At 65.9% G+C, this 11336-nt stretch carries 9 protein-coding genes, 1 tRNA gene, 1 other RNA gene and 1 pseudogene; 4 read left to right on the forward strand and 8 right to left on the reverse strand.

Annotation, left to right across the window (positions count from 1 at the left end; genetic code table 11):
- The 6 genes and pseudogenes from DB708_RS01385 to DB708_RS01410 all read right to left on the reverse strand — a co-directional run bounded on the left by DB708_RS01385 (position 1) and on the right by DB708_RS01410 (position 6850).
- Positions 1 to 1356: a CHAT domain-containing protein gene (locus DB708_RS01385; protein WP_201263388.1), complete on the reverse strand. Its 1356-nt coding sequence runs from the start codon at positions 1354 to 1356 to the stop codon at positions 1 to 3.
- On the reverse strand, positions 1353 to 3068 hold the full coding sequence (locus tag DB708_RS01390) for a hypothetical protein (protein ID WP_108920174.1): 1716 nt from the start codon (positions 3066 to 3068) through the stop codon (positions 1353 to 1355). Before DB708_RS01390 ends, DB708_RS01385 begins: the two co-directional genes overlap by 4 nt.
- A 97-nt stretch (positions 3069 to 3165) precedes the next feature.
- A complete protein-coding gene (locus DB708_RS01395) occupies positions 3166 to 3648 on the reverse strand; it encodes a lipoprotein LpqH (RefSeq protein WP_108920175.1) in 483 nt (160 codons plus the stop codon).
- A gap of 138 nt (positions 3649 to 3786) precedes the next feature.
- The gene (locus DB708_RS01400; RefSeq protein ID WP_108920176.1) at positions 3787 to 4269 is read right to left on the reverse strand and encodes a RidA family protein; all 483 of its coding nucleotides are present in this window, start codon (positions 4267 to 4269) and stop codon (positions 3787 to 3789) included.
- A gap of 28 nt (positions 4270 to 4297) precedes the next feature.
- Entirely contained in the window at positions 4298 to 5395 is a 1098-nt protein-coding gene (locus tag DB708_RS01405; protein WP_108920177.1) for an alanine racemase, read from the reverse strand.
- A pseudogene (locus tag DB708_RS01410) lies at positions 5395 to 6850 on the reverse strand (amino acid permease). The gene DB708_RS01405 and the pseudogene DB708_RS01410 overlap by 1 nt, the downstream one beginning before the upstream one ends.
- Before the next feature lie 143 nt (positions 6851 to 6993).
- Between DB708_RS01410 and DB708_RS01415 the strand changes: the two are divergent.
- Both DB708_RS01415 and DB708_RS01420 read left to right on the forward strand, forming a co-directional pair.
- Complete coding sequence (locus DB708_RS01415; protein ID WP_108920523.1) at positions 6994 to 7764, forward strand: helix-turn-helix transcriptional regulator; 771 nt, start codon at positions 6994 to 6996, stop codon at positions 7762 to 7764.
- Positions 7765 to 7868: 104 nt separating this feature from the next.
- Complete coding sequence (locus tag DB708_RS01420) at positions 7869 to 8609, forward strand: enoyl-CoA hydratase/isomerase family protein (RefSeq protein ID WP_108920178.1); 741 nt, start codon at positions 7869 to 7871, stop codon at positions 8607 to 8609.
- On the opposite strand, the gene DB708_RS01425 is transcribed toward DB708_RS01420, so the two are convergent.
- Together DB708_RS01425 and DB708_RS01430 are read right to left on the reverse strand one after the other, a co-directional pair.
- Positions 8610 to 9428 carry an ICP22 family protein gene (locus DB708_RS01425; protein WP_108920179.1) on the reverse strand — a complete coding sequence of 273 codons (819 nt, stop codon included), beginning with the start codon at positions 9426 to 9428 and terminating at the stop codon, positions 8610 to 8612.
- A 100-nt stretch (positions 9429 to 9528) separates the two neighbouring features.
- Positions 9529 to 9614, reverse strand: a tRNA-Ser gene (locus DB708_RS01430).
- Positions 9615 to 9692: 78 nt separating this feature from the next.
- Here DB708_RS01430 and ffs point away from each other — a divergent pair.
- Positions 9693 to 9789, forward strand: an RNA gene (ffs, locus tag DB708_RS01435) — signal recognition particle sRNA small type.
- A gap of 85 nt (positions 9790 to 9874) precedes the next feature.
- Positions 9875 to 11167 carry an aminotransferase class I/II-fold pyridoxal phosphate-dependent enzyme gene (locus DB708_RS01440; RefSeq protein WP_108920524.1) on the forward strand — a complete coding sequence of 431 codons (1293 nt, stop codon included), beginning with the start codon at positions 9875 to 9877 and terminating at the stop codon, positions 11165 to 11167.
- Positions 11168 to 11336 lie beyond the last annotated feature (169 nt).

An 11336-nucleotide genomic window follows, 5' to 3' on the forward strand; every position in this document is an offset into this window, starting at 1 on the left:
CTAGCGCGCGCCGTCGACGGCGAAACTGACCAGTGCGCCCCAATACAGCGGGCTGGCCGCGTGGTTTCCATCGCGCCAGCGCCGCATCTGCTCGCGCTGCCATCGGTTCACCGCACAGCCCGCATCGTCGCCTTCGTGGGCGCGGTCGACGGCGGCGACGACATCGGTCATCGGATCGGCGTCCGTACTGGCAAATTGACGGTAGGCGGCCGTGGTAGGCAGCGACCACAGCGTGGCAGTGACAAGCTGTGCGCCACCTAGAATCATCGCCGCCACCAAGCCGGTCGCTTCGTCGAATCGATAGTCGCCGCCCGACCCGCAGGCCAGCAGGGCCACCCGGGGAGGCATCGGCAATCGCAACGCCATTAGGTCCGACGCCGTCAGCGGACGGTGGTCGCCGATGGTGTCGGCATCGCCGCGACTCGCCGCCGTACAGGCCAGGTGCAGGGCCGCGCGGTCGGCCTGGGCGGCGTGATCTGGCTGCGCGTCAGCAGAACTCGCGTGACCGACGTAGAGCAGCCTGCTCGGGTGCTGGGCCAGCAAGTTGGCCAGCCAGGTGCGGTCGGCATCCTGCCGGCGGAACAGTTCGACCGCCCCGTCGACCGCGGGGAGCGTCGCTCGTCGCTTGATCAGTTCGGCAAAGTGTTGTGCCAGTGGGGTTTCCGTCGAAGGTCTGCCCAGCACCGACCCGAGTGCGGAGTCGGGGCGCTGTCCGGGCACCCGAGGGTCGAGGACCAGCACCGGCGGGCCGTCCTGGCGGGCGTCCCATCGTGCCGGGGTGCGGGGCGCGTGCATGATGTTCGCCGGCACCGCCATCAGCACGTCCACCAACTCCATCAGCCGATGGCCGTCGGTGTGTTCGCCGATATTCGCAAGTTGCCAGGGGATCCGGGCCGCGACTCTTCCGCTTGCCGTGATGGCGTCCTGGCGGGCGCGCACCAGTTCCTCTTTGCTCGGTCCCGATGTCGGCACCGCGAGCAGCCCCCAGGGGACGCGGGCCAGCCGCGCGCTGGGGGCCACGAACAGCGTGGCGCGTGGCGAGGACACACACTCGTTCAGTAGCTGCCAGCCCTGCGTCGAGATCAGCAGCACACCTAGAATGTAGGCGACGGTGAGCTCGGCGTCCGGATTCGCGAAAGGCCCGGTGGCCAAGGCTCTTTCGATCGCATCGCGCCTGCTCTCGCTGCCGTACGGCTCGGGGATGGCATCGGTCAGTTCTTCGATCGCGGCCAGCAGCAGGGGCTCCTCCACCACCCAGGTGACGGTCCGGGCCGGCTGCCCGATGATCCGCAAGCTGCCGTAAGTGGCGATCCCGAGGTCGGCGTAGCGCAGGACGAGAGTCAGCCGGTCGCTCATGGCCAGGTCGACCAGGCGGGCTCGGCGGCGGTGACGTCGCGGCCGTAGCGCTGCAACGCCAGGGCGCGATAGTGACTCATGATCGGCGGGCTGTCGGGCTGCATCTGCAACGGAGGCAACGGGCCCAGCCGGGTAAGGGAACGGCCGGCCGACGTCGGCGGACCGGCGGCGGCCAGCGCCGGTTGGAGCTCGGCGTCGACGAGCACCGTGGCAGTGCCCGTCGACGCCCATTCGCCGATGGCCGGCCGCTGCGGATCGGTATCGAAAGTGCCACGTGCGCTGTGATATTCGATGAGCTCGCTGATCAGCTGGGTGTTCTCCCATTCGTACGCGACGGCGAAGGCACCGGCCAGAATCGGTGCCGAGATGCTGGCCGCCCAGCGCGCCCTCGCGTCGGCGTCGGCGATCGAGAAACGCACCGAATCGACCGCCAGCGCGGCCGGCACCTTGAGCTCGGCGGCCTGTTCGAGTTTGGTCATGCCGCGCCAGTATTCGGGCGTGCCGACCTCGCCCTTCAGGATGCCGAGTCCCTCGGCATGCTTTGCCTCGGTTTCCTCCAGCGGTTCGTCGGGATCGCCCGAGCTGTCGAAGCCGAGGTCCGCCAACGCATCCGCGCGCCACACGGTGCCGAGCTGGCTGTCCAGCTGGGCGTACTGTAGCCAACTGCTGCGTGGCGACGAATCGAGCAGTTCGCGGGCCTGGGCGATCAGCTCGACCGCGTCGGCGAACTTGCTCCAGGATATTGCTATCCAGCTGCGCTGCAACAGGATTCGATGTAAATGCAAGGGCTTTGCCAGCTCGCGCCAGTGCCGTTCGGCATGCTCCCAGCACTCGTCGGCGGCTTTGAGTTCCCCGCGAGCCAGCCGGGTGAGTCCCAGGTACAGCCAGCACCGCGCGTCGTCGTGTGCGCGCTCATACCGTGTGATCACCGGGTAGGCCTCGGACACCAGCTGCTCGGTCGTCGAGTGGTCACTGACCAGCCAACGCGCGGCCGCACGCTCCAATTGCGTTCTGGCTTCGGCCAATTCCCAGCTACGCGCCTTCGCCCGGGCCCCGGCCCGGCGCAGCCACGGCTCGGCTTCGCTCAGGCGTCCGGTCTCGACGCAGAACCTGCCGTACGCGGTGGATGCATCCACCCGCAGCCGGTCGTCGAATTCGTCGTCGCCCAGGAGGTCGATCGCGTCGACCACCTGCTCCCACAACGGAACCGACCGCATATGTAGGTCGTCGTCGCACAGCGCGTTCGCGCACAGCAGTTGCGCATGAATGATCAGGCGGGTGTGCTCGCCGGCCAGCTCGGGGAACGCGTCGTCGGCCCGGCTCAACTCGGTCAGTGCCGTTGCGGCACCTTCGTGATCGCCGTGTGCGGCGGCCAGGCCGCTCTGCAGGAACTGCGCTCGGCGCGAATAGCGGCGGATCATGTTTGCCACGTCGGCCGCGGGCATCGGTGTCGTTTCCGGCCGGTTGCCGGCCAGGATTCCGGAGTAGATGTCCAGGCAGTCGCGGATACGCCGGATGCACTCGTGCACTCCGTCATTCGCGTTTCGCGCCAGATAGATCTCGCCCAGCTGCGCGAAGACTTCCAGGATCTCCTCGTCGCGATCTTCGCGTTCGATTGCGGGTATCAGCGACAGCAGCAGATCCCGGGCGCCGGTCTCGTCGGCGTCCAGTGTCATGCGGCGGGCTCGCTCTAATTCGCCGGAGATCGACACGGCTGCATCATAAATCCATTTACCGGGAGTCTGCCCCGGACAGCCCGGTGCGGCGGACGTGTGAGTGAAGCACGTCCGCCGCCCGGAGTGAAGCCGATTAACCGCACGTCACCTTGATGCTGAAGTCCTTGGTGATCATGCCGGCCATCGGGTTCTTCAGGTCGGCGCCCTGCGCCTGACCGGTGATTGTGTAGGTCTTGCCGTCCACCGCCACGTTGGCCGACCCGACATTGGCACCCATGTTGCTGGCGACCGACAAGGCGTTGCCGTCCACCACAAGTGCCAGCGACTCGACCTTCGGAGTTGCTTCGTCGGTCATCACGACTGCCAGCGCCTGCTGCGCACCGCCGGTGGATCCGCTACCGATGTCGATCTTGCCGCCCTGCTTCACACAGGTCACCGAGGCTGGGTTGACTCCTGCCAAGTCGGCACCACCGACCTTGATCTGAGCACCGCTCCCGGAGGCCACCCTAGGGGCTGAGCTCGACGCCGGGCTGGCTGTGTGGCCGCCGCTCGAGCAGCCCACCACGGCCGCTGCCACGCCGAGGGTTCCGATTGCGCCCACGAGAAGACGTTTCACTGGTGGTTCCTTCCTTCATGCTCCGCCCCGTTGGCGTCGTCATGGGAGCAAGTACAGAACGCCCGAATTGCTACCGATCCCAACTTTTGGGTGCAAACCGGGCTCCGTCGCGGGAACGGGACCAAACCTGGTATCGGTCTAGTTGAACGTTGCGGCGATCTCGATTTCGACGAGGGCGTCGAGCGGTAGCGCGGCGACGCCGACGGCTGAACGGGCGTGTACGCCTGCGGGTCCGAAGCCCCAGCCGAGAAGCTCGGATGCGCCGTTGACGACGTCGGGTTGTCCGGTGAAACCGGGCTCGGATGCGACAAACCCGGTCACCTTGACAATCCGAGTGATGCGGTCCAAGTCGCCTATCTCGGCACGGATCGCGGCGAGCGCGTTGAGCGCACAGATCTGCGCCTGTGCCCGCGCCTGGTCGGGTGTGACGTCAGCGCCGACCTTGCCGGTTAGTGTGAGCGCACCATCGACGAGCGGAAGTTGTCCGGAGGTATACACGTGGGCACCGTCGGCGACAGCGGGCACGTAGGTCCCGGCCGGGGCGGCGACCGGTGGCAGGGTCAGACCCCGTTCGGCGAGCCGGCGTTCCACTGTGGACTTCGACGAGGTGATGTTGGGCATCAAAAGCCTTTCAGGTGAGGGGATTTGACTAACTATTCTTGCCGCGGGCCGCGACTTGCCATCGGTCGATGACGGCATCGTCGCGCACGACGGTGACCTCGTCGATGAGGTTCATGGCCGAGCAGACGTGGTTCGGGATTACGCGTAGACGTGTGCCGATGGGTGGCAGCTGCGCCTCATCGGGCCACGCGACGGTGGCGTGGTGCTCGGAGAGTGCGGTGATCCTGGCGTTGGGGTAGTCGATGAGGCGGCCGAAGCCGCTGGTCCATGCTGGGCGATCGCTGCCGAGGATCTTGCTGCCCGAATCTAAAATGATCCGGCGCGGGCCATCGGCAGTGTCGTGCCGACTGACCACCGTTGCGGCAACCGTCAGCGAGATGTCTTCGGATCGGCATCGTTGAAGCTCGAGCTGTTGTGCATCGCCGAAAACATAGACGCCCGGGCGGACTTCGGTGGCACCGTCGGCGGCGGTTAGGAGTGCCGTCGGGGTGGATCCACCGCTTCGGCAAGTGACCGTAATACCTTCTGCGGCAAGTGCATTAGTGGCCTGGATGAGGGCGTGCTGTTCTTGCGCGGCGGCTTCGGCGGCTTTGCCTGGGCCGTAGCTGTGCCCCGGGAAGGTAAACACGCCGGTGATTTGCAGGCCAGCGTCGACGGCGGTGCTGGCGACTTCGCCCGCCCGCTGCGGTGCGATGCCGCTACGGTGTTGCCCGCTATCGACTTCGACGAGCACATCGATTGCCGCACGGTCATTCCCCAACTTCGCAGCAATGTTCAACGCGGCCTGCGGCGAATCGACCCCGATCGCGACGCGGGCACGCCCGCTCAGCCGGCGCAGGCGGTCGGCTTGGCGCGGACCGATCCAAAGTGGGTAGGCGATAAAGATGTCGTCGGCGCCATGGTCGACGAATACCTCTGCTTCACCGATGGTCGCGACGGTGAGGCCCGTTGCGCCCGCATCCAGTTGCAACTGCGCGATCTGGGGCACCTTGTGGGTCTTCACGTGCGGACGCAGCCCGATCCCGCGTTCGGTGATAGCGGCGCTCATCCGCGCGATGTTGCGCTCCAGCGCGTCATGATCGATGACCACGGCAGGTGTATCGATCTCCTCGGGAATGCGCGTCATCATTGGTTCCTGTCTAGTTGGTTGGTCCATCTCTGCCTGGAATCGGCATACTGGCCTGCGCGATCTGGGCGGCGGCGGACCGCCAGCCACCCGATCGCCAGCACGACAAACCAAAGGGGAAACCACGCCAGTGCGGTCGCGGTATCTGGATTGGTTGTCAGGGTCCAGATCACAAACGTGAAGAAGCCGAGGATCGCCCAGCACATCGGTACACCGCCGGGCATCTTGTAAATCGACTCGGCGTGACGCTGGGCGCGGCGGCGACGGTACACGAGGTAACTGGCGATGATCATCACCCACACGAACATGAACAGCAGCGATGACACCGTCGTGATGAGCGTGAAGGCTTCGAGCACCGATCCGCCGGCGTAGAGCAGTGGGATGGACATCAGCAGCAAGGCGGCGGTCAGCCCGAGCGCGGGGGCCGGCACCCCACCGCGGTTGAGCCAGCGAAATCCTGCAGGCGCGCTGCTCGCGTCGGCGAGGCCGTACAGCATGCGGCCGGTCGAGAAGACCCCCGAGTTGGCTGCCGAGGTTGCCGAAGTGATGACGACGAAGTTGATGATCGAAGCCGCCGCAGCAAGTCCGGCTAGCGAGAACATCATCACGAATGGCGACTGTCCGGGCGCGATATGTCGCCACGGGATGACGCACAGGATCGCGAGCAGCGGCCCCGATGTAGAAGACGACTATCCGCACCGGCACGGCGTTGATCGCACGCGGCAGGGTGCGACGCGGATTAGCGGTCTCTGCGGCCGCCGTGCCCAGCAGTTCGACACCGACGAAGGCGAAGAATGCGACCTGAAAGCCGCCGACCATGCCCGTCGCGCCGGTGGCGAAGAACCCGCCGTCATTCCACAGGTTCGCCAGTGCCGCGTGGGTACCGTCGGGGCTGACGAAGTCGGTGCTCACCAAAATCGCTCCGACGGCGATCAGACAGAGGATCGCCGCGACTTTTATCAACGCGAACCAGAATTCGATCTCGCCGAAGCTGCGAACGTTGAACAAGTTCAGCGAGAGGATCAGCGTCACGGTAAGAATGGCCGGTAGCCATGCTGGCACGTCGGGCCACCAGTACTGCGAGTAGCCGGTGATGCAAACAACCTCGGCGATGCCGGCGACGATCCAGGCGAACCAGTAGGACCACCCCATAAAGAATCCGGCGCCGGGCCCCAACAGGTCGGAGGTGAAGTCGACGAAAGACTTGTAGTTCAGGTTGGACAACAGAAGTTCGCCCATCGCCCGCAGTACGAAGAACACGAAAAACCCAACAACGCCGTACACCAGCAGCACCGCCGGACCGGCGAGAGAAATCGTGCGCCCTGATCCCATGAACAGGCCGGTGCCGATCGCGCCACCGACCGCGATCAGTTGGATATGTCGGTTGGCAAGGCCGCGGCGCAGGTGCGGAGCGCTCTCGTCGGCGACCGATGCGGCGGCGACCTCATTCGTCATGTGTGGCGTCCTCATCAGTTGGACCGGAGAGACCGACGACGCAAAGCTATCTCAACAGTACGTTGAAAGATCTCCGCCCCGCGGCGAAGATTACACAAATCGTTGTGGAGTGTCTAACGTTCATGGCAGCTAAAATCGACAACATGTTGAAGAAGGACGTCGGGCAGCTGGTGGCCGCTTTGCGCATCCTCGACGCCGAGACGATCAACCTGATGCTCGAGCAAATGGTCGATGCACTGCAGGGCAGCTATCCGCAGCCCACCGAGGTGGTCCTGCACGACCTGCGCCGAATCCCCAACACCGTGCGCGCGATTGCCGGTGACATCACCGGGCGGCGACCGGGAGACCCTCCCACGGACAAACTGCTGCGCAGTGTGGCCGCCGGAGACATCCGCCACGAGATCGCATATCGGTCCGTGCTGCCCGACGGACGAGTGCTGCGCTCCAGCACGATCATGTTCACCGCCCGCGACGACGAGCCCGCCGCTGCGCTCTGCATCAATACCGACGTGACGCCCTGGGCGCATCTCCGCGGCGCTCTCGACGGCTTACTACCAGCCGACGGGGACGGCGAAGCCGTACCGATTCCGCTGCCAACCTCCACGCCAATTGTCCGACCTGCGCTCGGCGACCCAGACAGTGAACATTTTCCGCACAGTGTGGAGGAGTTATCGGCACGGCTCATCGATACGGCGATCGCCAATGTTGGCGTGCGCGTTGCCGAGATGCGCAAGGAACACAAGATGGAGGTTGTCGCCGAACTCGATCAGCAAGGCTACTTTCTGGTCAAACAATCCGCCGAGACAGCTGCGGCCGCACTAGATGTCACTCGCTATACGGTTTACAACTACCTCAATGAGATACACGCGCGGGTATCAACGACTCAACCGATTCGCCCCGGCCTCGGTGACTGAAGACGGCAGCTACCGCACCGACGAGAACACCGGCATTCCAGTGATCCTGGCGAGACTGACCCACCAGCAGTAGCGCCGGCGGCGGATGCTTGAGTGTCCTTGTGATGGAGATCCAGAGCGTCGGCTCGGTGCGGGTGTTGACCCTTTCGGCCGGGCGCGTCAACGCCCTCGATGTCGAAGTGCTCGAAGAGCTGACCCGAACCGTCCGTGAACTGCAAGAGTCGGGTAACGGTCCGCTGGTCATCGTCGGCGCCGGTCGGGTGTTCAGCGCCGGGGTCGACCTAAACCGTGTGGTCGAGGGTGGCAGCGCCTACACCGATCGGCTGGTTCCCGCGCTGTCGGACACGTTCGACGCGCTGTTCAGCTTTGCGTGGCCGACGGTGGCTGCCATCAATGGTGCCGCCATCGCCGGCGGGTGCGTGCTGGCGTGTGCCTGCGATCGCCGCCTGATCGGCCCCGAGGCGGGGATCGGGGCGGCCGAGGTCCGGGTCGGCGTCTCGTTCCCGGTCGCCGCGCTGGAAGTCATGCGTTACGCCTGCGGGGATCGCGCCGAGGAAGTGCTGCTCGGCGCCCGCACCTACAAGGGGGCCGACGCCATCACCCGCGGGCTTGCCCACCGCGTCGTCGCCGACGATCTCCTCGAGGCGGCGGTTGCGGAGGCCGCAGATCTGGGCAGCATCCCGGTCGAGGCCTATCGCGACACGAAAGCCCAGCTACGAGCGCCGGCCGTGGCGCGGATCCGCCAAGGTGGCGCTACCGACGCCGACGTTCGTGAGCTGTGGGGTGCCGACGAGACGCAGCAGCGCATCGCCGCATACGTCGAAAGCCTTAAGCGCCGCGACTGATCACTCGTCGAGCGCGACGCCGCCACGGGTGCGCCGGCGCCGCATGCGATGCGAACCCTTGCCCTCGGGCCGGCGGTTGCGCAGCCCGCTGCGGGATTCCTCGTTGTCCTCGGTAGTCTCGGCGTCCGCCGCCGGCTCCTCGGTCGCCGGCTTCTCGGCCTTGACGGCTTCGACGGCTTTCGCGGTGGGCTCGACGGGTTCTTCCGTCTCTTCGTCGGCTTCGTCTCCAGCTTCGTCCGCCGTGACGGTCTCGGCATCTTCGGCTTCGCCGGATTCCGCATCCTCGGTGTGTTCGGCGGTGTCCGTGGCTTCCTCAGCCGCCGACTCGTCGCCCTTCTTGCGGCGGGTACCACGGCGCTTGGGCTTCTTCGCTTTGATCGGCTTCGGCGGCGGAGGCGGCAACTCGGCGACGAAAGATAGATAGAACGCGAAAAACCCGATGATGCCGATCGCGGCCGCAGCGCCGTAAATACCGAACAGATACTGTCCGGCGGAGTCCAGGCTGAGCCAGATCTCGCTGATCGCGGTGCCGATGATCAGCACCCCGGCCAGGATGTGGGCCACGATGGACCAGAGCCGCAGCGTGAGAGCCATCTGCGGGACGCCCAGTTCCGGCTTACGGGTCCTCAGCAGGGTAAACACCACAGGCAGCGCGGCCAGGGCAAACAGCGCGCCCGACCCGATCCGGCCCGCCATCCCCAATGCGCGTGAGGTGTCGCCCAGCAATTCCGACCAGCGGGGCAACACACAGAGGAAATAGAGGACGCCGGCACCGATCGAAAACGCCAAGTGCCACGGTATGGCAACCTTGCGCCCCATACGCCTCCCTCATGCTGGTGAGCCCACGTCAGCCTAGAGGCAGCCAAACCGATTCCAAACAACCGCTTGGCCGCGTCTTGAACCGAGTGCACCCGATTTGCGGAGGATGCGGGATTTGAACCCGCGAGGGCTATTAACCCAACCCGCGTTCCAGGCGAGCGCCATAGGCCACTAGGCGAATCCTCCGTCGCAATGGTAGCGGCTGGGTCAACGCGGAATGTCGGTCGGCCGTCATCGGCGGATGCGGGCCAGGTATTACACTCGCGGTGGACCCCGCGCGGCGTCTATCCTGTGAACTCCCCCAGGGCCGGAAGGCAGCAAGGGTCAATGGGCTCTGTCGGGTGCGCGGGGTCCCCCATGTGTGGGGCGGCGCGACAAGTGCTTTCGCCGGTAGCCGGCCCGTCACTCTCCGGCGTTCGACAGCGAAGGGGCCCTGTTAAAACATGGTGGCGTTCGATTCCCTGAGCGTGCAAGAGCTCACCGCACTGCACGCCCGCAACCAGCAGGACTACGCGCAGCTGCAAGCTAAGAAGCTGCACTTGGATCTGACCCGCGGCAAACCGGCTCCGGCGCAGCTCGATCTGTCCAACCAGCTGTTGAGCCTGCCCGGCGACGACTTCCGCGACGCCGAGGGCACCGACACCCGCAACTACGGCGGCCTGCACGGCCTGCCCGGCCTGCGAGCCATCTTCGGAGAGCTGCTTGGTATTCCGGTGCCCAACCTGATCGCCGGGAACAACTCCAGCCTGGAGCTGATGCACGATCTCGTCGCGTTCTCGATGCTGTACGGCGGCGTGGACTCGCAACGGCCCTGGAAGGACGAGCCCAGCATCAAGTTTCTGTGCCCCGCGCCCGGGTATGACCGGCACTTCGCCATCACCGAGACCATGGGCATCGAAATGATCCTGATCCCGATGCGTGACGACGGTCCCGACGTCGACTTGATCGAGGAGCTCGTCGCGGTCGACCCCGCGATCAAGGGCATGTGGACGGTGCCGGTATTCGGCAACCCCACCGGCGTCACGTACTCCTGGGAAACCGTTCGCCGGCTGGTGCAGATGCGGACGGCGGCGCCCGACTTCCGGCTGTTCTGGGACAACGCGTACGCGGTGCATACCCTGACACATGACTTCCTGCGCCAGGTCGACATCCTCGGGCTGGCCGCCACGGCCGGCAACCCGAACCGGCCGTACGTCTTCGCGTCGACCTCGAAGATCACCTTCGCCGGCGCCGGGGTCAGCTTCCTGGGCGGGTCGCTGGGCAACATCGCCTGGTACCTGCAGTACGCGGGGAAGAAGTCGATCGGCCCGGACAAGATCAACCAACTGCGGCATCTGCGCTTCTTCGGCGACGCCGACGGCGTCCGCCTGCAGATGCAGCGCCACCAGCAGATCCTGGCACCGAAATTCGACCTGACGCTGGAGATCCTCGAGCAGCGGCTCGGGGACTCCAAGATCGCCTCGTGGACCGAGCCCAAGGGGGGCTACTTCATCAGCTTGGACGTGTGGCCCGGGACGGCACGCCGAACCGTCGCGCTGGCCAAGGACGCCGGTATCGCGGTCACCGAGGCCGGAGCGACCTTCCCGTACCGCAAGGATCCGGAGGACAAGAACATCCGGATCGCGCCCACCTTCCCGTCGCTGCCGGATCTGCGTGACGCGGTCGACGGGCTGGCCACCTGCGCGCTGCTGGCGGCTTCCGAGGCCCGGCTGGGTGCCCCGGCGCCGAGCGTGAACTGACGGTGTCGGGTGTGCGCTGAGGGCGGGAAATCCGGCGAAATCGCGCCCGGGCTGCACCCTCGAAGCCGCTGACCCACACCCGAACCCATGCGCACTCGACGCCGGGCTCTAGTCACAGTGACCACCGCCCGACTCCACAGTGGGACGTGCGGTGCCCGCATCGTCGTCG

The organism is Mycobacterium montefiorense, assembly GCF_003112775.1.
Taxonomy (GTDB): domain Bacteria; phylum Actinomycetota; class Actinomycetes; order Mycobacteriales; family Mycobacteriaceae; genus Mycobacterium; species Mycobacterium montefiorense.

Excerpts from the sequence above, each read along its gene's own strand:
- DB708_RS01385 (WP_201263388.1), bottom strand. The coding sequence starts at position 1,356 with ATGAGCGACCGGCTGACTCTCGTCCTGCGCTACGCCGACCTCGGGATC.
- DB708_RS01400 (WP_108920176.1), bottom strand. The coding sequence starts at position 4,269 with ATGCCCAACATCACCTCGTCGAAGTCCACAGTGGAACGCCGGCTCGCC.
- DB708_RS01405 (WP_108920177.1), bottom strand. The coding sequence starts at position 5,395 with ATGACGCGCATTCCCGAGGAGATCGATACACCTGCCGTGGTCATCGAT.
- DB708_RS01415 (WP_108920523.1), top strand. The coding sequence starts at position 6,994 with ATGTTGAAGAAGGACGTCGGGCAGCTGGTGGCCGCTTTGCGCATCCTC.
- DB708_RS01420 (WP_108920178.1), top strand. The coding sequence starts at position 7,869 with ATGGAGATCCAGAGCGTCGGCTCGGTGCGGGTGTTGACCCTTTCGGCC.
- DB708_RS01425 (WP_108920179.1), bottom strand. The coding sequence starts at position 9,428 with ATGGGGCGCAAGGTTGCCATACCGTGGCACTTGGCGTTTTCGATCGGT.